At 65.5% G+C, this 23,542-nt stretch carries 22 protein-coding genes and 1 tRNA gene; 11 read left to right on the top strand and 12 right to left on the bottom strand.

Annotated features, from left to right (window positions below):
• Nucleotides 1-63: 63 nt before the first annotated feature.
• On the top strand, nucleotides 64-702 hold the full coding sequence (locus tag TSA1_RS28540; protein ID WP_100179241.1) for a hypothetical protein: 639 nt from the start codon (nucleotides 64-66) through the stop codon (nucleotides 700-702).
• A 196-nt stretch (nucleotides 703-898) separates the two neighbouring features.
• Nucleotides 899-1,516, top strand: a complete 618-nt coding sequence (locus TSA1_RS28545; protein WP_100179242.1) for a hypothetical protein — start codon at nucleotides 899-901, stop codon at nucleotides 1,514-1,516.
• On the opposite strand, the gene TSA1_RS28550 is transcribed toward TSA1_RS28545, so the two are convergent.
• The 10 genes from TSA1_RS28550 to TSA1_RS28595 form a co-directional block, all read right to left on the bottom strand.
• Nucleotides 1,513-2,586: an Acg family FMN-binding oxidoreductase gene (locus tag TSA1_RS28550; RefSeq protein ID WP_245448439.1), complete on the bottom strand. Its 1,074-nt coding sequence runs from the start codon at nucleotides 2,584-2,586 to the stop codon at nucleotides 1,513-1,515. The two genes, TSA1_RS28545 and TSA1_RS28550, sit on opposite strands and share 4 nt — an antisense overlap.
• Nucleotides 2,587-2,682: 96 nt before the next feature.
• A complete protein-coding gene (locus TSA1_RS28555) occupies nucleotides 2,683-3,945 on the bottom strand; it encodes a class I SAM-dependent RNA methyltransferase (protein WP_100179244.1) in 1,263 nt (420 codons plus the stop codon).
• Nucleotides 3,938-4,672, bottom strand: a complete 735-nt coding sequence (locus tag TSA1_RS28560) for a TlyA family RNA methyltransferase (protein ID WP_100179245.1) — start codon at nucleotides 4,670-4,672, stop codon at nucleotides 3,938-3,940. The genes TSA1_RS28555 and TSA1_RS28560 overlap by 8 nt, the downstream gene beginning before the upstream one ends.
• A 26-nt stretch (nucleotides 4,673-4,698) precedes the next feature.
• Complete coding sequence (locus tag TSA1_RS28565) at nucleotides 4,699-5,253, bottom strand: nucleoside 2-deoxyribosyltransferase (RefSeq protein ID WP_100179246.1); 555 nt, start codon at nucleotides 5,251-5,253, stop codon at nucleotides 4,699-4,701.
• Between the two features lie 39 nt (nucleotides 5,254-5,292).
• Nucleotides 5,293-7,221, bottom strand: coding sequence for a 1-deoxy-D-xylulose-5-phosphate synthase (dxs, locus tag TSA1_RS28570; RefSeq protein ID WP_100181380.1), 1,929 nt, complete (start codon nucleotides 7,219-7,221; stop codon nucleotides 5,293-5,295).
• A 614-nt stretch (nucleotides 7,222-7,835) separates the two neighbouring features.
• Nucleotides 7,836-8,087 (bottom strand): exodeoxyribonuclease VII small subunit, encoded by a 252-nt coding sequence (locus TSA1_RS28575; protein WP_100179247.1) that lies wholly within the window; start codon nucleotides 8,085-8,087, stop codon nucleotides 7,836-7,838.
• Between the two features lie 73 nt (nucleotides 8,088-8,160).
• Entirely contained in the window at nucleotides 8,161-9,090 is a 930-nt protein-coding gene (locus TSA1_RS28580; RefSeq protein WP_100179248.1) for a histone deacetylase family protein, read from the bottom strand.
• A gap of 129 nt (nucleotides 9,091-9,219) precedes the next feature.
• Nucleotides 9,220-10,875 (bottom strand): bifunctional metallophosphatase/5'-nucleotidase, encoded by a 1,656-nt coding sequence (locus TSA1_RS28585; RefSeq protein ID WP_100179249.1) that lies wholly within the window; start codon nucleotides 10,873-10,875, stop codon nucleotides 9,220-9,222.
• 228 nt (nucleotides 10,876-11,103) lie between these two features.
• Entirely contained in the window at nucleotides 11,104-11,862 is a 759-nt protein-coding gene (locus TSA1_RS28590) for an enoyl-CoA hydratase-related protein (protein WP_100179250.1), read from the bottom strand.
• A gap of 201 nt (nucleotides 11,863-12,063) precedes the next feature.
• Nucleotides 12,064-13,842, bottom strand: coding sequence for an acyl-CoA dehydrogenase family protein (locus tag TSA1_RS28595; RefSeq protein ID WP_100179251.1), 1,779 nt, complete (start codon nucleotides 13,840-13,842; stop codon nucleotides 12,064-12,066).
• Between the two features lie 239 nt (nucleotides 13,843-14,081).
• Between TSA1_RS28595 and TSA1_RS28600 the strand changes: the two genes are divergently transcribed.
• Both TSA1_RS28600 and TSA1_RS28610 read left to right on the top strand, forming a co-directional pair.
• A tRNA-Gln gene (locus TSA1_RS28600) sits at nucleotides 14,082-14,156 on the top strand.
• Between the two features lie 875 nt (nucleotides 14,157-15,031).
• On the top strand, nucleotides 15,032-16,336 hold the full coding sequence (locus tag TSA1_RS28610) for a c-type cytochrome (RefSeq protein ID WP_100179252.1): 1,305 nt from the start codon (nucleotides 15,032-15,034) through the stop codon (nucleotides 16,334-16,336).
• Nucleotides 16,337-16,393: 57 nt separating this feature from the next.
• On the opposite strand, the gene TSA1_RS28615 is transcribed toward TSA1_RS28610, so the two are convergent.
• Complete coding sequence (locus tag TSA1_RS28615) at nucleotides 16,394-16,693, bottom strand: hypothetical protein (RefSeq protein WP_174719114.1); 300 nt, start codon at nucleotides 16,691-16,693, stop codon at nucleotides 16,394-16,396.
• Between the two features lie 59 nt (nucleotides 16,694-16,752).
• Nucleotides 16,753-18,720: a 4Fe-4S binding protein gene (locus tag TSA1_RS28620; protein WP_100179253.1), complete on the bottom strand. Its 1,968-nt coding sequence runs from the start codon at nucleotides 18,718-18,720 to the stop codon at nucleotides 16,753-16,755.
• A 219-nt stretch (nucleotides 18,721-18,939) separates the two neighbouring features.
• Between TSA1_RS28620 and TSA1_RS28625 the strand changes: the two genes are divergently transcribed.
• The 7 genes from TSA1_RS28625 (at nucleotide 18,940) to TSA1_RS28655 (ending at nucleotide 23,541) form a co-directional block, all read left to right on the top strand.
• Nucleotides 18,940-19,626 (top strand): biotin/lipoate--protein ligase family protein, encoded by a 687-nt coding sequence (locus TSA1_RS28625; protein ID WP_347338568.1) that lies wholly within the window; start codon nucleotides 18,940-18,942, stop codon nucleotides 19,624-19,626.
• Nucleotides 19,623-20,168, top strand: a complete 546-nt coding sequence (locus TSA1_RS28630) for a DUF6505 family protein (RefSeq protein ID WP_100179254.1) — start codon at nucleotides 19,623-19,625, stop codon at nucleotides 20,166-20,168. The genes TSA1_RS28625 and TSA1_RS28630 overlap by 4 nt, the downstream gene beginning before the upstream one ends.
• A complete protein-coding gene (locus TSA1_RS28635) occupies nucleotides 20,165-21,175 on the top strand; it encodes a DUF6352 family protein (RefSeq protein WP_100179255.1) in 1,011 nt (336 codons plus the stop codon). The genes TSA1_RS28630 and TSA1_RS28635 overlap by 4 nt, the downstream gene beginning before the upstream one ends.
• Nucleotides 21,172-21,687, top strand: a complete 516-nt coding sequence (locus TSA1_RS28640; protein WP_100179256.1) for a DUF3305 domain-containing protein — start codon at nucleotides 21,172-21,174, stop codon at nucleotides 21,685-21,687. The genes TSA1_RS28635 and TSA1_RS28640 overlap by 4 nt, the downstream gene beginning before the upstream one ends.
• Nucleotides 21,684-22,382 (top strand): DUF3306 domain-containing protein, encoded by a 699-nt coding sequence (locus TSA1_RS28645; protein ID WP_100179257.1) that lies wholly within the window; start codon nucleotides 21,684-21,686, stop codon nucleotides 22,380-22,382. The genes TSA1_RS28640 and TSA1_RS28645 overlap by 4 nt, the downstream gene beginning before the upstream one ends.
• Before the next feature lie 130 nt (nucleotides 22,383-22,512).
• Complete coding sequence (locus tag TSA1_RS28650; RefSeq protein WP_100179258.1) at nucleotides 22,513-23,295, top strand: molecular chaperone TorD family protein; 783 nt, start codon at nucleotides 22,513-22,515, stop codon at nucleotides 23,293-23,295.
• 30 nt (nucleotides 23,296-23,325) lie between these two features.
• Entirely contained in the window at nucleotides 23,326-23,541 is a 216-nt protein-coding gene (locus TSA1_RS28655) for a twin-arginine translocation signal domain-containing protein (RefSeq protein WP_100179259.1), read from the top strand.
• The last annotated feature ends 1 nt before the right edge of the window (nucleotide 23,542 follow it).

Genomic DNA, 23,542 nt, shown 5'->3' on the forward strand with positions numbered 1-23,542 from the left:
GGCATCCCGACATTGCCGAGGCGGACGAAAGCGGGTTTGTCAGGCCCGTCCCCGAGCAATCCAATGGCCATCGTCTCATCGAGCACCAGTCAGATTTCGCCAGCCAACGAGCGCCTGTATCACCAGAGCGCTCTGATCGGCGACTGGAAGGGCAATTGGGTGGGCAACGGCAATCAGCCCGTCGGCTTCAAGGTCGTGAACATCCGCGGTGCCCGGGCGCAGGTCGAATACACCCATAACGGGCACACCGAGCGTGGCTTTGCCGAGGTCCAGGGCACGCTCATCACCTTCGGCGGGGTCACGGTCGGCACCAAGGACGGCAAGAACATGGTGATGCTGTTCTCCTTCGGGGGGGCGGGCAAGCAGACCGCGAACCTGGAGAAGCAGGCCCCGCCGGCCTCCGACAGTCGCCTCATGGGAAGCTGGGGCGGCTATTCTCCCGACAACGGCAAGAGCGCGAGCTTCAAGGTTCTGGCCGTCAATGGCAAGGAAGCGCAGGTCAGCGTCACCACCGACGGCGTCACCCGCCAGGGCACCGGCTACGTCTACAAGAACGTCATCATGTTCGGGCAGGCCCAGATCGCAACCGACGACGGGCAGAACGGCAAGATCATCTACCAGGTCGGCACCAAGTCCTTCATGGTGCCGGTGACGAAATATCCGCCGGCGGATTCATCGTCCTCCGTGGACAGGACGGCATAGCTTTCACGGCCGCGGGCCGCCGGATTGCGCCGGTCCCTTCACCCGTCGGTCGCCCTGTCTCAAGATCGTGCAGCCCTGTGCGAAGCCGCCACACCGATCAATCGCCAGACCTGCGGCTGCGACATTGGTACGGCCGCTCCGCTGGCATTGGTGATGTTCAAGGGGTATAATCTACAAGTTCTGACGGTAGATTTTAATGTTCAGCCTCGCCTCGTCACGTCGTTTGGCAACTCCGCTCGCGGTGCTCTGCCTGGCCGCAGCACCGGTCCATGCGCAGGTCGCGCCGCTGAGATATTGGATTCCGGGCGGGCCCTTCGGCCTCAGCGGCGGCGCCGGCCAGAGTTCCGACACGTACGGCAACTTCACCAGCTTCGATGCGGGCGACGCAAGCGGGCGGACCAATTTCGCGAACGGCTTCTTCGTCGGCAGCCAGCGCGGCAACCTCAATTGGAGCGGCCTTGCTCAGACCGGCTTCAATCAGAACGGGCTTGCCAGTAATTTCAGCGCTCTCTCCTACGACAGCACGCAGTTCGGCTACACCACCAAGAGCTTGGGCGGCATGCCCGTCACATTCTTCGCCGGCTTCGACACGCTGAAATACAATGGCGGTATCGGCAGCTCGGTTGCGCCGCTGACGTCCGGCACAGCGCCCGGCACCAGCGCATTTGCAGGCATCGAGTTCAAGCCGACCTCCAATCTCAGCCTGTCGTTCGGGGCCGGCGTGATCCAGCAGGACTCCGGCCGCATGGACAGCGATATCAGGTCGAACATGTTGCCCGGCGAGTCGCCGGCATTGAGCGGGTTGCGGCGTTAGGATCGCATCACCAGCTCCGGCGGACGCCGCGGCGATTTCGGCAGGTCCGGACCGGTTCCGAAACGCATCACGATATCGGGACGGCGTTCGCCAAGACCAAGTGAGGCCGCAAATTGTGACCTCAAGGCCGCCACCTCGACCGGCTGGTTGACGAAGGAATATTTGAGTCCGAGCGCGGTTGCCTGCAAACCGAAGCGCTGGCAGGCGCGGCCGACCGCGATCCAGTGCGCCTTGTCGCTGCGATCGGCAGCGAGCACGACGACGCCAGAAGAGCTGGCGAGCTGCTCGCGGTACTTCTTGTTTTCTCCGCTCTCGGTGAAGAAGAATTTCAGCAGGGGCCGTGCCAGCCATGACGGCAGGGACGGATTTCCCGAGGCGGGCGCGAACAGCCCGTCCATGGTCGCGAGCGCCTCCGCCTCGTTGAAGCGGATCCAGCTCATGAGCTCGCGCATGAAGGCCTTGTCGCGCATTTGCGCCGAATTGCCTTCGAGCACGTAATCGGTGACCCCGGCGATCGCGGCGCGATCGGTCAGCAGGAGAGCCGTGACATCAGGTTCGCGGCAGGCGTCATCGAGCCCGCGCAAAATCTCGGGCCTGGCCGACCTGCCGTCGAAGACGGCGCGGGTGCATTGCCTGGCTGGAATCGCAGCCGCCAACGCCGACGTGGCGGGCGGGGCTTCCTCGAGCGCGATCACGATCCCGTCGCCGTCGATGACCGGGGCGGCGCGCCAGCCCAGCGTGGACGCCGCGAGGATGAGGTTCTCGGCGGCGCAGCCGAGGCTGACGAACACATGATGATCGTCCGGATCGACGGCCGGACAGCGGCGCGTGAAATCCGGTGCAATCGTGATCTCGTTGCCGCGTGCCGAGAAGATCCACGGCTGGGTGTTGTGGCTGTTGGCGGCGAGGGTGGCAAAACGCACGAGCTCGCGATCCCGCGGCGCGGCCTGCAGCGGAGCCCGTGACGTCTTCACGGCTTCGTCGTAGGTCATGGCCGCAGCTGCAGCGGGGTCGATCGCTGCCCCGGAAAGTCCGAGCGCGGCCGCGATGAATTGGCGTCGGTCAACCACGAACGTCCGCTCCACGTTGAATTGCGCAGGACGCTTTTAACGTCAGCGAACGGCGGCGCGATTGACTGGCATCAAGCCTAGAGGACGCTCGCTCGATTATGAGCTCGCGGTCTGCCGCGTGAACCGCGCCACCAGCTCCACATGCGGCGTGTGGCGGAACTGGTCGACAGGTACCACCGTTTCCAGCCGATAGCCGCCGTCGATCAGGAGCCGCGCGTCGCGGGCGAAGGTCGCGACGTTGCAGGACACCGCCACGATGACAGGTACCTTGCTGGCGGCAAGCTTCAGCGCCTGCGCCTGTGCGCCCTGGCGCGGGGGATCGAACACGACGGCATCGAAGTCGCGCAGCTCCGGCGGCACCAGCGGGCGCCGGAACAGGTCGCGCGGCTCGGCTTTGATCGGCTTCAGGCCCGGCGTGCGCGCGGCTTTCGCCAGCGCTGCGACGGCTCCGGCATCGTTGTCGTAGGCGGTGACACGGGCCTTCTCGGCAAGCCGCAATGCGAACGGGCCGACGCCGCAGAAGAGGTCGAGAACCTCCTTGGCCTTGCCGACGCGCTCGGTGACGAGTGCGGCCAGCGTTTCCTCGCCCGCTACGGTCGCCTGCAGGAACGAGCCCGGCGGCAGCGTGACTTCGGCGCGGCCCATCTTCACCGTCGGCGGCAGGCGTTGCAGCACCAATTCGCCGTGCCGCGTCAGCCGCGCCAGGCGGTGCTGCTCGGCGACGCGGGACAGCGCCGTGACCAGTGGCGTCGGCAGCGGGCCGGAGCCGCGCACGTCGACATCGAGGCCGTTGGCGGTCGCGGTGACCTGGATGTCGAGTGGCTTGGTCACCGGCATCTTCGACGTCAACGGCTCGGCGATCGCCCAGGCGGCCTCGAGCGCGCCATCAAGCGCGGGATCGAGGATCGGGCAGCGATCGATCGGGATGACGTCGTGCGAGCTCGTCGCGGAGAAGCCCACCTTGAGGACGTCATGCGTGCCGAAGCGGCCGTGCAGCGTGATGCGCCGGCGGCCGGCGCCATGGGCATCGACCAGCGACGCCACCTCGCAATCGACGCCGGCCTGCGCCAGTGTCTCCCCGACGATGCCGCGCTTCCAGGCGTGGTACGGCTCGGCCGCCCAGTGCTGGATGGCGCAGCCGCCGCAGACGCCGAAATGCGGACAGAACGGTGCGATGCGTTCCGGGCTTGCGACCTCCACGGCGAGCAGCTTGCGTCGATCGGGATGATGACCCACGACGTGATCTACCTCGACGGTCTCGCCGCCCAGCGTGTAGGGCACATAGACCGCATCGCCCGTGGTGAGCGAGACACCGTCGCCGCGATGGCCGACATGGTCGATGGTGAGACGCTCAACCACGGCGCGCGCCCAGGAAGAATTCGATATTGCCGTCGCCGCCCGCGATCGAGGAGGGGAACACCTCGATGTCGGTGCAGCCGAGCGAGGCCGCGAAGGCGGCGATGTCGTCGCAGATCTCCCGGTGCACGGCGGCGTCGCGGACGATTCCCTTCTTGTTGTGCTTCCTGTCCGCCTCGAACTGCGGCTTGATCAGTGCGAGCAGGCTCATCGGCGCAGCGGCGAGGGAGAGCGCCACCGGCAGCACCGTCTTGAGCGAGATGAAGCTGACGTCGATGACGACGACATCGGGCCGCGCCGGCAGCCGTTTGCCGTCATAGGCGCGGATGTCGGTCTCCTCCATCGACACGATCTTGGGATGACCGCGCAGCGAGGGATGCAGCTGGCTGGTGCCGACGTCGATGGCGAACACCAGGCTCGCACCGTTCGCCAGCAGAACCTCGGTGAAGCCGCCGGTGGAGGCGCCGACGTCGAGGCAGACATGATCCTCGATCTCGATTCTGTAGCGCTCCAGCGCGCCGGCAAGCTTGACGCCGCCGCGCGAGACATAGGGGTGTGCTGGCTCGGCCTGGATCACGGCGTCCTCGGCGATCGTCTCCGACGGTTTCGCCACCGGCTTGTCGTCAGCCGTGACGAGGCCGGCCTCGATCGCCGCACGCGCCCGCGCCCGGCTCTCGAACAGGCCGCGTTCGACCAAAAGAACATCCGCGCGCTTGCGGGCAGGGGACAACCGACTCTCCAGAACAGGGCTGGCGCTCACTTAGCCATCAATCGCGCGGCCGCCATCCGGACGCAAGCCTCGAACGCGGCGAGATCGCGCCAGACGTCGATCGGCATCGTGGCCGGCGTCACCAGCGGGCAACCGTGCAGCTCCAGCGCATGGATCATCATGAGGTTGTCGACGAGGCCGAAATCCTCGACCGTCAGTCCCTGCGCGTCGATCAGCCGCCCGTGCTCGGAGGTGACGTCCATGAAGCGACCGAGGCGGTCGGCGTAGGTGGCGCCATCGTTGGAATAAGCCAGGCAGAACTTGCGGCGGCCGGCCATGTAGCCGAGCTCGTAGACGGTGCCGGGGTCGGCACCGGCGCCGCGGAACGGCGTCAGATTGGCGATGATGGCGTCGGCCTCGTCCATCATCGCCTCGTTGCCGCAGAAAATCTTCCGCGCGGCATCGGGCGCGGCGAGATCGATGGCGTTGTCGAGGGGATAGAGGCCGGTGAGGCCGTAGCGACCGCAGATATCGACCTTGCGCCGGCCGATCTCGATCGCATCCGGCAGGAACACGTCAGGCCCTGCCAGATAGATCTTCATGAAAGTCGCGCTTGCTTCGCCGAAGGTCGAAGCTCGCCCTCAGGCCAGCTTGACCGTCTCGGCCTTGACGTCCTTGCCGAGCGCCTCGAACACCTTGGCGACGATGCCCTTGGCGTCGAGACCGGCGCGGGCGTACATCGCCGCCGGCGTGTCGTGGTCCTGGAACACGTCGGGCAGGACCATCGAGCGGAACTTGACCATGCCGGTGTCGAGCACGCCCTGATCGGTCAGGAACTGCGCGACATGCGAGCCGAAGCCGCCGATCGAGCCTTCCTCGACGGTGATCAGCACGTCGTGGTCACGGGCGAGCTTGAGCACCAGCTCGGTGTCGAGCGGCTTCATGAAGCGTGCGTCGGCAATCGAGGTCGAGAGGCCATGGGCGGCGAGCTCGTCGGCCGCCTTCTCGCATTCGGCGAGGCGCGTGCCGAAGGAGAGCAGGGCGATCTTGCTGCCCTGACGGATCATGCGGCCCTTGCCGATCTCGAGCGGAATACCGACCTCGGGCATCTCGATGCCGCGGCCTTCGCCGCGCGGATAGCGCAGCGAGCTCGGACGATCGTTGATCGCGACCTGGGTCGCCACCATGTGCACCAGCTCGGCTTCGTCCGCCGCCGCCATGATCACCATGTTGGGCAGGCAGCCGAGATAGGCGTTGTCGAACGAGCCGGCATGGGTCGCGCCGTCGGCGCCGACGAGGCCGGCGCGGTCGATGGCGAAGCGCACGGGCAGGCTCTGGATCGCGACGTCATGCACGATCTGGTCATAGCCGCGCTGCAGGAACGTCGAGTAGATCGCGCAGAACGGCTTGTAGCCTTCGGTCGCAAGACCCGCGGCGAAGGTCACCGCGTGCTGCTCGGCAATGCCGACGTCGAAGGTGCGGTCGGGGAAAGCCTTGTTGAAGATGTCGACACCGGTGCCGGACGGCATCGCCGCGGTGATGGCGACGATCTTGTCGTCCTTCTGGGCTTCCTTGACGAGGCTCTGGCCGAACACGTTCTGATAGGCCGGCGCATTCGGCTTGGCCTTGGCTTGCGTGCCGGTCGCGACGTCGAACTTGACGACGGCGTGGTACTTGTCTGCGGAGGCTTCCGCCGGACCGTAGCCCTTGCCCTTCTGCGTCACGACGTGGACCAGGATCGGGCCGGTCTCCATGTCGCGGACGTTCTTCAGCACGGGCAGCAGATGGTCGAGATTGTGGCCGTCGATCGGGCCGACATAGTAGAAGCCGAGCTCCTCGAACAGCGTGCCGCCGTCCATCATGAAGCCGCGCGAATATTCCTCGACGCGGTTGGCGCGGTTGGCGATGACCTTGGGCAGACGCTGGTTGATCTGCTTGGCGGCCTCACGCAGCGTACGATAGGTCTTGCCGGAGTAGAGGCGGGACAGATAGGCGCTCATGGCGCCGACCGGCGGCGCGATCGACATGTCGTTGTCGTTGAGGATGACGATCAGGCGCGAGTTCATCGCGCCCGCGTTGTTCATGGCTTCATAGGCCATGCCGGCCGACATCGCGCCGTCACCGATCACGGCGATGACGTTGTTGTTGCCGCCGGCGAGGTCGCGCGCGACCGCCATGCCGAGGCCGGCAGAGATCGAGGTCGAGGAATGCGCCGCGCCGAACGGATCGTAATCGCTCTCGCTGCGCTTGGTGAAGCCGGACAGGCCGCCGCCGGTGCGCAGCGTGCGGATGCGGTCGCGGCGACCGGTGAGGATCTTGTGCGGATAGGCCTGATGGCCGACGTCCCAGATCAGCCGGTCGCGCGGCGTGTCGAAGACGTAGTGGATCGCGGTGGTGAGCTCGACCACGCCGAGGCCCGCGCCGAAGTGACCGCCGGTCACCGAGACGGCATCGATGGTCTCCTGCCGCAGCTCGTCGGCGACCTGGCGAACCTGCTCGACCTTGAGCTTGCGCAGGTCTTCCGGCGTCCGGATGGTGTCGAGAAGCGGCGTTTTACTATATGCGTTCACGGCGATTTCCAATTTGTCAGCGCCGGAAGGTCATTCCGGTGCGCGATGGGTTTGCACAATATCGGCGCAGCGCGAGTCCTCAAACCGTCGGAGCCACCTGCATGGGGCCAAGCCTCTTCTTCAAGCTGACAACCCCGTCTTCAAGCTTAGGTAAGCTTAAGTGCGCTCCGGTTCAGTCTCTGTGATCCCTGTCACTTAGATCGGCTTCGTCCGTCCCAGCCAATTTCATTAGCAGTTTGAAGCGCTTGTCGTCGGAATTCTCTGCCCACGCAAGGCTTGCAAAAAGCCACACTCCGCGCAGCTTTACACCAAAGCTTGGGCCAAAGCCAACCCGCCGGACCGATTAGGGGTATGCAGATGCAACCGCCGGGCCAGAGTGGTTAACCGCGGTCCGGGGCCGGGGGTTCCTGGCCTCCTGGTCCTTCGGCAGGCTTTTTACCCCGAATGAGGTGGCTTTTCACCCGCTGAGCGCGGATTCGGCACGGACAATGTCGGCCCGCCCGGATGGAACCGCCCCCCCAGGCAGCGTGCGATCACGAAAGGATGGTGCCGACCGCGCCCCTGTGCGAGGAAATTTCAAACCAACTCTCTCAGGGGAGACGCAAGGGCCCGGCCTACTGGACGTCGAGCGGTGCCGTGCCGGCGGCCTGGCCGCTGGCATCGGTGGTGATCTTGTCGACGCGCGCCTCGGCCTGGCGCAGCAATTCCTCGCAGCGGCGCTTCAGCGCCTCGCCGCGCTCATAGATCGACACGGATTCCTCGAGCGGCACCTTGCCATCCTCGAGCCGCTTCACGATCGTCTCGAGTTCCTCGATCGCGCGCTCGAAGGTGAGGCGGGAGACGTCGACTTGGGTGTTTTCGGCCATATCCGTTTCCGATTGCCCGATTCGCTCAGCCCACAGTGAAGGCGGGTTTTGCGGGCTTAATGTGGCGGGTGCGTCAAGCGCCCATCAGGGCGCCGACATGCGCCGTAACAGATTCTTTCAGTCCTTGCAGGTCATAGCCGCCCTCGAGCACCGACACAACGCGTCCTCCCGCGGTCTTGTCGGCGAGATCCATCAGCTTGCGCGTAACCCAGGCATAGTCCTCGGCGCGCAGATTCAGCGAGGCCAGCGGATCGCGGTAATGCGCGTCGAAGCCGGCGGAGATGACCACAAGCTCGGGGCTGAATTTTTCGAGCTGCGGCAGGATCAGATTCTCGAACGCAGAGCGGAATTCCGGCCCGCCGTCCTCGGATGCGAGCGGCGCGTTGACGATGGTGTCGTGATCGCCGCGCTCGCTCTTGGCGCCGGTGCCCGGAAACAGCGGCATCTGATGCGTCGAGCAGTACATCACGGTGGGATCGGACCAGAAGATGTCCTGCGTGCCGTTGCCGTGATGCACGTCGAAATCGACGATGGCCGCGCGCTTGATGCCGAATTTGCGTTGCGCGTGCCGCGCGGCGATCGCGACGTTGTCGAAGAAGCAGAAGCCCATCGGCTTGCCGATCTCGGCGTGATGTCCGGGCGGGCGCACCGCGACGAAGGCGTTGCGATGCTCGCCCGCCATCACCGCTTCGGTCGCCGCGACCGCGCCGCCGACGCCGCGCATCACCGCTTCCCACGTGCCGGGAGACATCGAGGTGTCGCCGTCGATATAGACCTGCCCGCTGCTGGGCGCGATGTGGCGCAGCTCGGTGACGTAATGCTCGTTGTGGCAGAGCGTGACGAGATCGAGGTCGCCCTCCGGCGCCTGGTCGCGCACCAGGAACTGGAAGCGCTCGTGCGACAGCGCTTCCTCCACCGCACGCAGGCGATCGGGCCTTTCAGGGTGTCCCGGTGGGGTGACGTGGTCGAGGCAGGCCTTGTGGGAGAGAAGAAGCGTGCTCATCAGGTCGGCCTCACAGGAAACGGGCTCTTGTCGTCGCTTGGCGCATCCGGCGCCAAAACGCAACGCCTGACGCAATCTATGCGCTTGGGCGGCAATGGCAAAGGGGCGAGCCGGCCCGATTGATCCGGATCAATTCACCCGCAGGATGCGGGTGGGCGGTAACGGACCGATCGGCCCGTGCGCCCGGAAGAACGCGAACAGCGCATCCGCGTCGTAGCCGCCATATTGCGGCGAGGTGCCCTGTTTGGCGACGGTAAAGCCGTCGCCGCCGACGGCGAGGTAATCATTGAGGGTGACGCGGTAGCCGCTTCCAGGTTCGATCGGCCGGCCGCTCAGCATCATCCTCTCGGGGATCACGCGCTCTCCGAATGGCTTGGACGCATCCCAGGCATAGCTGAAGCCGTCCGAGACCTGGAGGATCCGCGGCCGCTTCGGGTCGAGCCATTGCTGCTCCAGCATGTCCTTGAGCTGGCTGCCGGTCAGCGTCATCGTGACGAGGCGGTTGCGGAACGGCTGGCTGGCGAAGACGTCGCCGAAGGATATCGCGCCGTTCTCCTTCGGCACGATGTCGGTGCGGATGCCGCCGGGATTGGTGAGCGCGATGACAGCGCTGCCATCCTGGGCCGACCTGGTCGCGGCAAGCTGCGCGTCCGCGATGACGTCGCCGAGCGCGCTCTCGCCGGCTTCATTCGGCACGCGCGACAGCGTCTGCGTCACCGATCCCGCTGGCCGGTTGGCGATCGGCGCGGATACCCTGTCATAGGCGTCGATCAGCGCGGTCTGCTCGGGATCCTTCGCCAGCGACGCGTTGGCGACGATGACGTTCTCGCCCCTGGCGCTGACGATATCGCGGGTCACAGGATCGAGCCTGAGATCGATCGCTGTGACCAGCGTGCCGTATTTGTCGCCGCTGGTGACGAGCCGTCCGTCGATATCGCAGACATAGGCGCGGTGGGTATGGCCGCTGACGACGACGTCGACGGCGCGGTCGAACTTCTTGACGATATCGACGATCGGCCCGGTGATGCCCGGGCATTCGTTGTAGTCGCCGGCGGGCTCGCCGCCCTGGTGGATCAGCACCACGATCGCTTCAACACCGCGCGCCTTCAACTGCGGCACCAGGGCGTTCACCGTCTCGGCCTCGTCGCGGAATTCGAGCCCGGCGATGCCCGATGGCGAGACGATGCCCGCGGTCTCCTTCAAGGTCAGCCCGATGAAGGCGACGGGAATGCCGTCGAATTCGCGGATCTCATAGGGCGGCAGCACGCTTTGACCGGTCGCGGTCTCCACGGTGGACGCGGCGAGATAGCGGAATTTGGCGCCGGTGAAGGGATGTGGTCCCTGGCACCCGTCGACCGGATGGCAGCCGCCGTTCTGCATCCTGAGCAGCTCGGTCTTGCCCTCGTCGAATTCGTGATTGCCGACCGACGTGATCGCAAGTCCCATCATCGACAGCGCCTCGATCGACGGCTCGTCGTGAAACATCGCCGACAGGAACGGGCTCGCGCCGATCAGGTCGCCGGCCGCGACGAAGATCGTGTTCTTGTGCCCTTCGCGCAGCTGCTTGACCAGCGTCGCCATGTATTCGGCACCGCCGGCCGCGACCATCACCTTCTTGCCTTTGTCCTCGGGATCGCTGATGCGAATGCCGCCCGGCGGCGGCCGCAGATGGCCGTGGAAATCGTTGATCGCGAGGATGCGCAACTCGACGGGGGCGGCGGTCTGGGCCGAGGCGGGGAGGGCGCAGGCGAGAGCGAGAGCGGCAAGGACGGATCGGTATCGCATGGAACCAGATTAGTCGGTCCGCGCGAAGATTTCACGAAGCATTGTCGTGAACGAGCCGCGCTTTCTTCCTTCTCCCCCTGTGGGAGAAGGTGGCGCGAAGCGCCGGATGAGGGGTTCTATCCGCGAATGACGGAGTGAGATGTGCTCGCGGAGACAACCCCTCACCCGTCTCGCCGCTATCGCGGCGGGCCACCCTCTCCCACAAGGGGAGAGGGGAAGAGAGAACTCCTACCGTTTCTTCCGGTTCGCGAACGCGTTGAACGCCGCCACCGCTTCGTCCGACTTCAGCCGCTCGCCGAACAGATGGCCTTCCTGGTCGATGCGGCGGGTGAGGTCTTCGGCCGGCGCGCGCAGCAGCTTGCGCGAGGTTGCGACCGCCTCGGCCGGCAGGCGGCAGATATCGCGCGCCACCTTGCGCGCCTCGACCTCCGTATGTCCCGGCGACACCACGGTGTTGACGAAGCCGGCGGCATGGGCCTCCGCGGCGGAGAAGGTCCGCCCCATCACCAGCATGGCAAAGGCGCGCTGATAGCCCATCGTGTTCGGCATCAAGAGGCTGGCTGCGCCGACCGGCACCAGGCCGAGATGGATATAGGGTGCGGAAAAGGTCGCGGCGTTCGAGGCGAGCACGTAGTCGCAGTGGAACAGCATCACGGTGCCCATGCCGATCGAGGCGCCGTCGACGGCCGCGATGATCGGCTTGACGTTGAGGGCGAGCGAATAGAGAAACTTGGCGCCTTCGGACAGCGTCTCGGGGCGCGACGTGTCGGCTTGCATGAAATCGTCGATGTCGTCGCCGGCGGTGAACACGCCGGAGCCGCCGGTGATGATCATGCAGCGGATATCGGGGTTGTTCTGCGCGGTGTCGATTGCGCGGCTCATCTCCCGGTACATGTGCTGGGTGATCGCGTTCTTCTTGCCCGGACGGCGCAGGGTGATCACGCGCGTTCCGCGCTCCTCGGTGACGACGATATTGCCATTCGCCATGAGAACTCCCTGCGCTCGCAGCTTCGCGAGTCTCGCCGGGCATCAGCCTACATCATCCCGCAGCCCTGCCAATGCGCCGGGTCAACCTTTTCGGCGCCAATTTCCGCAAGGGGCACCGCCGCGCATTGCGACGATTGACGACGATATTTGGAGAAAGCCGGCGGTTGTGGGCGGGATAGCCTCTCGTGCCGCGGACGCGGCTTACCCCAGCAGCACCGCATCCGCCGCCGCAACCGACTCCGCGCTCTCGGTCACCGTGCGTTCGAGCGCGGGCGCCTGCACGGTGATGTTCTCGGCAAAGAAGCGCGCCAGCGAGACGTAGCGCGCGGCGTCCGTGTTGCCCTCGGCTTTCGCGGCGAGTGCCTCGGAGGCGAGCAGGCAGCCGCCGAGCGTGGCGCCGAACTGCTGCAGATAGGGCGTCGCGCCGGCGAGCGCCTCGTTCGGCGCGGACGTCACGCGCTCCAGCAGCCATTTGCTGCTGCGCGTCAACGCATCGAGTGCTTCACGCAATTTCGGACCCGTGGTGCCGAAGGCGGGATCGTTGGAGGCCTCGACCTGCTTGACGGTGGCTGCGAGCTCGTCGAGCAGCGCCCACACCGAGGCGCCGCCGTTCGCCGCCAGCTTGCGCGTGACGAGGTCGATCGCCTGGATGCCGTTGGTGCCCTCGTAGATCGCGGTGATGCGCGCATCGCGATAATGCTGCGCAGCGCCGGTCTCCTCGATGAAGCCCATGCCGCCATGGATCTGCACGCCGAGATAGGCGACCTCGTTGCCGATGTCGGTGGAATAGCCTTTTGCCATCGGCGTCAGCAGCGCTGCGCGCGCGGCGGCATCGGCTCGTACCTTCGGGTCCTTGGCGCGGGTCGAGACGTCGATCGCGACCGCGGTGGCATAGCAGATGGTGCGCGCGGCGGCGGTCTGCGCCCGCATCCGCATCAGCATGCGCTTGACGTCGGGATGCACGAAGATCGCGTCCGAGCCGTCGCCCTTCTTGCCGACGGCGCGGCCTTGGCGGCGCTCCTGCGCGTAAGACAGCGCCTGCTGATAGGCGCGGTCGGCAACGCCGACGCCTTCCAGGCCGACGCCGAGGCGGGCCTGGTTCATCATCGTGAACATGCAGCGCATGCCCTGGTTCTCTTCGCCGATCAAAAAGCCGATCGCGCCGCCATGGTCGCCCATGGTCATGGTGCAGGTGGGCGAGGCATGCATGCCGAGCTTGTGCTCGACGCCGCTGGCAAAGATGTCATTGCGCGCGCCGAGCGAGCCGTCGGCATTCACCATGAACTTCGGCACGAGGAACAGCGAGATACCCTTGGTGCCGGCGGGCGCGTCCGGCAGACGCGCCAGCACGAAATGCACGATGTTGTCGGTCATGTCGTGCTCACCATAGGTGATGAATATCTTCGTCCCCTTGATGCGATAGGTGCCGTCGGCCTGCTTCTCGGCGCGGGTCCGCAGCGCGCCGACGTCGGAGCCGGCCTGCGGCTCGGTCAGCTGCATCGTGCCGGTCCATTCGCCGGAGACGAGCTTTTCGAGATAGATGGCCTTCAGCTCGTCGCTGCCATGGGCGTCCAGCGCCTCGATGGCGGAGGCCGTCAGCAGCGGGCAGAGGCCGAAGGCGACGTTGGCCGCGCTCCAGATCTCGGTGCAGGCGGCGTTGATCGCGATCGGCAGGCCCTGGCCGCCGAAATCTTCCGGGCCGGACACCGCGTTCCAGCCGCCATCGGTCCAGCGCTTGTAGGCGTCCGGCCAGCCCGGCGCGGTCGTGACCTTGCCGGCGTCCAGCTTGATGCCGTGCTCGTCGCCGACCTTGTTGAGCGGCGCCAGCACGTCGGTTGCGAACTTGCCGGCTTCCTCCAGCACGGCCGCGGCAATGTCCGTATCGAAATCGCCGTAATGACCGGCCTCCACGGCAGCCTTCAGGCCGGCGCCATGGTTGAGCGACAGCAGCATGTCATTGATCGGCGCGCGGTAGGTCATGGTTCACTCCCGTGGACAAATATTGGCGCCGTATTCCCATGAAACGGGGGAGGTCTCAATGGGCGGAACGCCTCCTGCCGGTCCCCCGGCCCTATAATAGAGTGTGGCGCGGCCGGTCCCCGGGCCAGCGGTATTTTGCCCCTCCAGGCGGTTGAAATGCCGCGCCGCTCCCTATAGACCGGCTGCGATCGGAGGGAATCTGCGGCGGCCAGTCCTTCGCCATCCCGTCCGTCGTCTGTTGGGGCGTAGCCAAGCGGTAAGGCAGCGGATTTTGATTCCGCCATTCGGAGGTTCGATCCCTCCCGCCCCAGCCAGCGATTCAGCAATGCTGTTGATGAGCGGCGCCCTATTTCGAGAGCCCTGGCAGCCGTCCGGCCAAATAGCGGTCAGGATGGATGCTGCAGGTTGAATGCAGTTCACCAGAAGAGTCTCGCGCCGAATCAATGGAAGGTTCTTGCTCACGGGCTCTTAAAGATCGGATCGACCGGGAATGGACCTCCCGTCAATCCCAACGACTGCAATTCGGCACCATGTAGGTCCACCTCAAGCATCGCCAACAGCAGCGCCAGCACGACCGCGATGAGGAGGAGTGTTGGGGAGGTTTCGCGGGCCGTCGGGGCGTCATCAGGCGACAAAGATGTGCGAAGTGCCCGCAACCGCGAAAGTACCTGCAGATACGTCCTGGGTCGTATTTGCATGCCCATCACCTTTGATGTCCTTGCCGATAGCCTAGGCCCCGGGCCGGTCGGTTCAATCCGGGATTGTTTGAACATGGAACGGAGCAGATTTTCCATTGTTGAGCTGGATCAATCGAATGGGAGGTTCTGGTGCGGCGGTGTTCCATTTTAGCTTTCGCGGCGGTTCTAGCGAGCTCTGGTTTCGCACCTGCTCAATCGGAGGAGCCGAAGGCTGGTCCACCCGGCGCGGCCGCAGGGCGAACAGTCGGCGAGGACAAAGGCCAATTGCAGCCGCAGGGTTGGACCGGGCCGATCAATACCCAATCCGGTGGTGCTCCTGCGGAAAGTCCGCAAGGTCAAAGTCCGCCGGGGATGCAAGCCGCGCCCGAAGGATCGAACAAGACCATTGTCGCACCCGAGAAATAGAGCGCGGGAAGCAGGGCCTTTCGCTCGGATGGTCAATTCGTGCAGGATGACCGGCACATCCTCCTTCAGATCGCATCGGAGTGGGAATGCGTCTGGGCTTTCTGATCTGCACCGCTTCCTTCGCAGCTTCCTTGGCAGCGTGGCCAATTGCCCCATTGTCGCCCGCCCGTGCCCAGCTGGCCGGCCACGGCGGGCCTGTGCGTGCGATCACAATCTCCAACGATGGCAAGACGGCTCTTTCGGGGAGTTTCGATACTGCTGCGATCCGGTGGTCGCTCGCCACGGACGCGGCGGAGCAAGTGCTCCGATTTCATTCGGACGCCGTCAATGCAGTCGCCTTGCTGAACGACGGAAGGATGGCGACGGCGGGCGCGGACGGGCGGATCGCCGTCTGGACGGCCGGGCGCCAAGAGCCGGATCAGGTGCTGGAAGGTCATCGCGGGCCGATCGCCGCACTCGCGGTCTCGCCGGACGGGTCCATGCTTGCATCTGCGTCCTGGGACCATACCGTCCGGTTGTGGTCGTTGCCGGAGGGGACTCAATCCGTCCTGGAAGGCCATTCCCAAAACGTCAACGGTGTCGCCTTTGCCGCCGACGGACGATCGGTCGTCAGCGTCGGCTATGATCTCACGCTCAGGATCTGGAGCTTGCCGGCGGGCGCTCCCGAGGTCGTCACCATGCCATCGCCGCTGAACGCAGTTGCCGTCGAGCCTGACGGCGAGATCGTCACTGGCGCTGCGGACGGCAAGGTGCGCATGCTGACATCGGATGGTGCGCCGATTGGCGAGGTCCAGGCCGCTCCCACGCCGATCGTGGCATTGGCAAGCTCGCGAGACGGAGCGTTGATCGCTGCCGCAGGCATCGGCGGGACCGTGGCAATCATCGATCGCAAGGCACGCAGCGTGCTGCGCACGCTGGTCGGACCGGGCCTTCCGGTCTGGTCGGCTGCATTCTTGCCCGACGGCGAAACTCTGCTGACGGCCGGTGCGGATGGGAAGATACGGCGCTGGAATGCGCGCACCGGCAATCCCATCGGGGCGAGCCTGTCGGGCACGACCGCCGATCCGCTCGCGGCCTATGCGGGAGATCAAGGTGCCGACGTGTTCAGGGCGTGCGTCGCATGCCATACGCTGTCGCAGCGGGAGGTTCCGCGCGCCGGTCCCTCGCTCGCCGGATTGTATGGCCGAAAGATCGCTTCGCTGCCCGGCTACCAGTTCTCCGACGCGCTGAAGAGGATGGACATCGTCTGGTCGCCCGAGACCGTCGCGAAGCTGTTCGAGATCGGCCCGAGCGCCTACACGCCCGGCACCAAGATGCCGGAGCAGCGCATCGGTTCGGCCGAGGACCGCCGCGCGCTGACGGACTTTCTGACGCGCGCGACGTCGAAATGATCCGGTCTTCCGCTGGAAGAGGCCAGGAAGAGCGGGCTTCTCGACCGGCTTGGTTGTCTAGATCGAATCCCAATTTTCCATCGGGAGATCCTTCATCTCCGGATGGTTCTTGAGGATCCCAATCACGTCGATGTTGGGATGCTCCTTGAGAGCTTCAGCGACGCAGTGGTTGACGTATTTCCGGCGCGACAGCCACGCGATTTTCTTGCCCTTCGCCTCCGCCTTGCAGGCAACGATCGCCTGCTTCAGGGCGACCTTTTCAGCTTTGGTGAGAGGAGCGGCGGCGGCGGGCAGGGTGCCGCCGGCAAGAGTCATGGCAACAATGAAGGTCAATGAAACGGTGCTGATGCGAGACATCGTTCGCGTCCTTGGTTCGTTATCCCTGGAGCTGGCGGCTTGTTCGGAAAGTCCTCGTCCTAGTCCTTGTTTTCTCGTTCGCGCAAATAGTCTTCCGTCGTACGGGGCGGCGCGCGTTCCGGAACCCCCTTGAACGGGTCGAATTGTTGCTCGCTCATCGCGACGACACGACAGTCGGCGCACATGCGTAGCACATCGAGGCGCCTGTCGCCGGCCGGGTACATCCAGTGCCGGCCCTCGAGCTTCGCCGCGATCCGATCGATGGTGCTCTTGACGCCGAACGGCTTGCCGCACTGAACGCAAAGCGCGGGCTCTTCTTCCTTGATGATTTGTGCGGGCGCCCGGCTGGCCCGGAAGTCGATCTGCGGCTTGAGCGTGATGACCTTCTCGGGGCACGTGCTCTGGCACAGGCCGCATTGGACGCAGGCGCTTTCGACGAATTTCAGGACCGGGCGTTCCGGGTCGTCGCGTAGCGCGCCGGTCGGACAGGCTGAGACACAGGACAGGCAAAGCGTACAACCGTCGACGTTGATGCTGACTGCGCCGAGCGGCGCACCCTCGGGCAACGCGATCACATCCGTCGGCGCCGGAGCGAGGCGGTGCAGTTCGCTCAAGGCGAACTGCAGCAGATCCCGTCGCTTTCCCACCGTCTTGAAGGTCGCGGGTCTGTCGACTGTCGCGACCGGTTCGATCGCTCGGAGCGCTTCGCCCATCACATCCGGATCGTCGGTCTCGATCGCGGTTATGCGCGGACCCGCGAACCCAAGGCCAGAAATGATAGGAACGGCGGTTGCGATCGTCTGATACAATCCGGTCACGTCGTGCTGAGGCCTTGCCCGCAGCAGAAAGCGCACATTCGCCGCGCCATAGGCAAAGGCCGCGACGATGGCCTCGAGTCCGACCTGGGTGATCTCGTTTAAAGCGAAGGGAAGCACGTTCGCCGGCAAGCCGTCGCCATGGCGCGCCAGCGCGTCGATCAGCGGCGTGCCGTGTTGGCCGTCGTGGATCAGCACGATCGGGCGGACGCCGCCGGCATCGCGATAGGCCAGCAGCATCGCGCGCAGCCGGTGAAGCTGTGTGTCGGCGGGCGGCAGCGCGTAGGCGGCCGCACCGGTCGGGCACGCGGCGGCGCATTGTCCGCATCCGGCGCAGATCTCCGCGTCGATGCTGACGTGATCGCCGGCCGGCGTGATCGCGCCGGTCGGGCACAGATCCAGGCAGCGGTGGCAGCCGGTCAGCTTGGAGCGCGAGTGCGCGCAGAGCTCGGCGGAGAAGTCGACATATTTCGGCTTGTCGAAACTGCCGACGAGATCTCGCGCCTTCAGTACGGCGCGCAGCATCGCGGCCGGATCGCCGGGATCGGCGCGCAGATAGCCGTCGCGCAGATCATGGGCCGGAAACAGCGGAGCGTCGCCCGAGATATCCAGCAGGAGGTCGCAGCGCGATGTCACGCCGCTCCGGGAGGTCTCGAAGATGAAGCGATCGCGTGAGGAGGGGCGAGGCGGCGCGTAGTCATCGATCGAAAGCTCGAAGGCGCCAAAATGCCCTTTCGCGTTGCGGATCGTTCCCCTCACGACCGGGAAATCCGTGGCGGGAGGCGTGACGTCGCCGGGCGTTTTCAGCATGACCGTCACATCAAGGTGATCGGCCAGCAACCTGCCGGCCTCGATCGTCGCTTCGTCGCGTCCATAGATCAGGATGACGCCTTCGCTCGACAGGCTGACGAATTGAAATTGCGGCGTGGGCACGGAAGCCGCGGCGAGCAGCGCGGCCATTTTCGGCCCGGCCTGCGTTCCCTCGCTGGACCAGCCGGCCGCCTCGCGCACGTTCACGAACGCGATCGGATCGGAACGCCCGGCGGATTCCTCGGCAAACAGCGCGGCCTTATGTGTGCAGGCAACCGTCAGCGAGCCTGCCGTCGCGGTCGCCTTGCGAAAATGATCGAGCTCGGGGCCGCAGAGGTGCCGGAAGGCGGCAATCTCGCTGTCGGGGCATCCGCGCCCGATGGCGCCCGCATCGAGGCGCATCGTGTCTTCGCACGAGCAGATCAGGATCGTCCTTCTTGGCTGCGCCAGGTTAGCCTCTCCCCAAAAGTCGCGCGGCTCGCGGACTCGCGCCGCTGTCTCTCCTCGTATAGATATTCCTGATTGGGAAGAAAAGGAAACTGGAGGACGGCGCTGTCGCGGACCGCAACGACCCACGCTTCCACGGTGGACCAGATCAGCCTGCCGCCGCCCTTCACTTTGGTGCGGTTGCGCGAGAGCGGGGATGCTTTTGGCCACGCCTGCCGCACTGCACAGGAGAGCGGTCCAGGGACCCTGGTGTATGTCGGACGGTTCGACCTTGCTGAGTTCGCCGTGGTGCTCGAGCTCGACGAGCCGCTGCGCACGGCGCGTCGCGCCTTCTACGCCGGCATGGTGGCGCTGACCGACGCCTTGCGCGCCTATGCGCCGCCGAACAAGCCGGTCACGATCGACTGGCCGGACACCGTCAAGGTCGATGGTGGATTGGTGGGCGGGGGCCGGCTCGGCTGGCCCGCGTCGGCGCACGAGCACGAGCCGCCCGCGTGGCTGGTGTTTGGCGCCATGATCCGCACCGTGGCGATGACCGACAACGAGCCAGGGCTGCATCCACTGGCCTCGGCCTTGGACGAGGAAGGTTTTGGCGAGGCTGGCGCCGTGCAGGTGACGGAAGGCTTTGCGCGTCATCTCATGCGGGTGACCGACCTCTGGCAGGAGGATGGATTCGAAAGCGTGGCGGGTGATTTCCTCAGCCGGCTGTCGCGTGAGCGCCAGGTGATTCAACGGATCGACGGCAATGGCGATCTCCTCACGCGCCGGATCGGGGCGGAGGGGACCGAACGGCGCGAACTGGCGCAGGCCCTGTCCGTCCCGACCTGGTTCGACCCAAAGCTCGGAGGGCCGCGGCTGTGAAGCTGTTGCGCACCATCGCGCTCGATCCGTCCGACACCTTTGTCTTCGAGGTGCCGGCCGAGCCCGGCGAGTGGGCGGTCTCCGGCGCCTTTCGCTTCTGCGATCAGGATCCCTCAGCCCTTCAGGGCAAGGACCGCTGGGCGTTCCGCGGCGGCTTTCTCGGCCTGCAGTCGTGGGGCTGGTCGACCCTGGTCCAGATCGTGGAGGCGAGCGAAGCGGATCGAACAGCCGTGGTGGAGCTGTTGGCCAGCCGGCTGGTCGAGCGGTTTGGCGCGCCGGATATCGCGACGGCGCGCGTCGCCGCGCAGGAGGAGGTTGCCTTCACCCAGTCGCTCTGCACCCATCCGATCGACACGCTGATCGCGGTGCATCGCACCGCGGTCGATGGCGACATTCGCGAGGCGTTTCGCACCCTGCAGCGCAAGCAGGGCGTGGCCGGCCACGGCAAGGCGTTCGCCTTCCTCGAGGTCGACGACGAAGATGCGCCGGCCGACGGCAGTCTCGACCTCGCCGAGCTGAGCCGGGAGGCGAAGCGCCCATGAAGGATTTCTGGATCGCCTGCGGCCATCATCTGCTCGACCGCAATGCGAGCGGCGGGCTCGTCGTCACCGACGAATTCCTGAAGGCCTATTTTGCGCGCCCCGAACTGATGCCGCCGGACGAGGCCTGCGCGGTCGAACGCCGGTTGCATCGGGACATGCTCGCAAACCCGCGGCGGCCGGTCGAAGCGGACGAGATCGCCGCGATGGCGGATGCGGATGCGCGGGAGAATTGGCAGTTCGTGCTGTCGCTTCGCGATCTTCTGCTGCGCCATCCGACGCTGGAGGCGGCCTATCTCGCGCTGGTCCGCTCCGGGACGAACAGCCTGCCTCCTTTGTTTGTGAATCATCTCGTGCACGTCATCATGCGCAATGCGCTGGACGGCTGCGAGGATCCATTCGTGCTTCGCGCCGCCGAATTGTTCTTCCGGCAGCAGCGCATTCTGCCGCATGAACAGGCGCTGCTGCTCGGCGATGAAGAGATCGTGGGCGGCCGCAGTCCAACGCCGGTGCTCTCGCTGATGTCGATGCTGCTGGGGGCCGTGACCGACGCGCAGCTCGACGTTCTCAGCGAGGAGAGCGCCGACGCCTACTGGCTGCGCAGCGACCAGTTCGACATGGCGCTCGATCTCACGGGCGGAGGAGCGGGCCCGGCCGCCTTGGCGCAAGTGATCACGCGCTGGATTTCCCACCTGCTCGGGATCGAAGTCGTCGTGGAACCGCTGACGGCGCTGCACAATGCGAAACTGGCCTGGTATGTCGGCCTCGACGCGGAAGCCACCAGGCTGGGAGACCGGCTGTGGCGGGGCGAAACCCTCGATGAGCGCGACGAGGGGCGGGTGCTCGCGCTGTTTCGGCTGTCCTTTGCGGACCCGGGCGTGGTCGCGGATGACGTGAAGGGCGAGCCGGTCTATTTGATCCTTGCCATGATGGCGGATCAGAAGGTCCGGATGAAGCCGCAGAACCTCTTGACCGGCCTGCCGATCAAGCACCTTGAGGTGGCGACATGAGCCCTGCTGCCGTCCCATTGCAGCGTATTCCCGTGGGTGTCGTGGTTGAACGGCGCAAATCCAGCTCGCCCTGGGCCGACTACGTCTGGCGAGGTGTCGCCGTGCTGCCGGACGAGCCGGACATGGAGCCGTGGACAGCGCTGCGCGAGCAGGACGAGGCCACGCTGTTCTACGCGGGACGGGCGACGATCGACCTTTATCGCTCCGAGACCGCGCGGTATCGAGATAATCTGACCTCCGGAAATCCCGGCATCTGGGTCGTCCTCAGTCCGTCCGAGGGGGCCTGGCCCTATTCGGTCGCCGCGGCGACGGCCGATCCGGCGGAAGGAGAGGCGTTCACCGAAGCCGGCGCCAATCTGGTCGAGGCCGTGCCGATGCCGGAGGTCGTGCGCGATGCGATTGAAGGCTTCCTGGCCGAGCACCACGTCGAGCAGGAATTCGTCAAGCGGAGGCGGCGGCGCGCCGATCCCGAGGCGCTGGCGCGCCGCACTCATGAAGGCGGGCGCGAATGAGGGAGGAGGATTTCCTTTCACGCTGGTCCCGCCGCAAGCGGGAGGCCAAGGCGGAGACGCCGTCGTCCGAGGCGGCTCCTCCGGTTGAAACCCGTGATGCCCAAGTGCCCTCAAGCGATCCTCGAGAGCTGTCAGGCGACGAGCAGGGTGAACCGGACATCGACTTGTCAAGCTTGCCGTCGATCGATTCCATCACCGCCGCGACCGACATCACCGCCTTCTTGCGCAAGGGGATTCCCCAGGAATTGACACGTGCGGCTCTTCGTCGCGCCTGGTCCAGCGATCCCGTCATTCGCGACTTCGTGGGGCTCGCGGAGAACGCGTGGGACTTCAACGATCCGACCGCGATGCCCGGCTTCGGGCCGCTCGATTGCTCCGATGCGGAGCTGAGTGCGTTGGTCGATCGCATCGTCGGCGGTGTGCGCCGCGTCGCTGACAACCTGACGACCGGGGACGCTCTCACCCAGGAAGCCGCGCAAACAGCCGGGTCGGAGCGTGAAATCGACCAGCAAACCCGTTCAGCCGAAGTGGAACGCGATCCGAGCGTGCGAGATCAAGCCGTGTCGGCCGAACTTCCGCAATCACCTGCTGCACCGCAGAAGGAGATCGCAGAGGTGCTCGTGGCGTTGCGGCGGCGCAAACACGGCGGCGCTCTTCCCGGCATTACGGACGACGGGTCATCGAACGCCTCGTAACCCCTGCGTTCCATCGTCCCGACCAAAGAATATAGCTTAAGGCTATGGGAGAGATTGACCACCTCAGATCGGGGAACTAGTTTTGATTCACTCTAAATAGTCAGCACTTGGCTCGGGATGGGAGGTCCACGTGCGTGATGAGGGCCTTGATCGCGCGATCGGTGCTGCGGGTGGCGTAGCCGAGCTTGCCCGCAGGATCGGCATCAGCCAACCGTCCGTCTCGAGCTGGAGCAGGGTGCCGGCACAGCGGGTCATTGCGGTCGAGAGCGTGACCGGCGTGCCGCGCCGCGAGCTTCGACCCGACCTCTACGGTAGCGAGTTGACCTTGCCGGACGATGCCATCGATCCCGTCGATGCGGCGCGCGCAGCGGAATACGCGCTGCTCGCCACATTGCTGTCTGCAGCCCCGTCCAGCACATTGCTCGACCGGCTTTCCGAATTGAACGGGGATGACACGCCGCTCGGACGCGTGCATGCGATGCTGGCGGAAGCCGCGTCGAATTCCATGTTGGCCGACGTCGAGCGCGAACATTTCGATCTGTTCATAGGTCTCGGGCGCGGCGAATTGCTGCCCTATGCATCCTACTATCTGACCGGCTTTCTCAATGAACGTCCGCTGTCGCGGCTGCGTGCTGATCTCGCGACGCTCGGCATCGAGCGCGTCGAGAGCAATTTCGAGCCGGAGGATCACGCCGCGACGTTGTGCGAGATCATGGCCGGCCTGGCCTCCGGCCGTTTTCCGGCGTCGGTCGAAGCGCAACGCGCCTTCTTCGAAAAACACCTGTCGCCGTGGATGACGCGCATGTTCGCCGACATGGAGAACACGGAGAGGGCGAAATTCTATCGTGCGGTCGGGGCGGTCGGCCGCGTGTTCATGGACATCGAGACTGAGGCATTCACGTTTACGAACTGATCGACTTCGCGTCGGTCCGGGAGAGATGCGATGAAGGACGAAAAGCAAGTGAAAGTCGGCCGGCGTGACTTCCTGCGCAAGGTCGGCGTCGGCACGGTCGGCGCCGGCGCGACACTGGCGACGCCGTTGATCTCCTCCACGTCCGCGCAAGCCGACAGTGAGAGCAACGACGAGAAGCGGAAGGCTCGCTACAAGGAGACCGACCACGTCAAGACGTATTATCGCGTCAATCGTTATCCTGCCTGAG

Source organism: Bradyrhizobium nitroreducens (assembly GCF_002776695.1).
GTDB lineage: Bacteria > Pseudomonadota > Alphaproteobacteria > Rhizobiales > Xanthobacteraceae > Bradyrhizobium > Bradyrhizobium nitroreducens.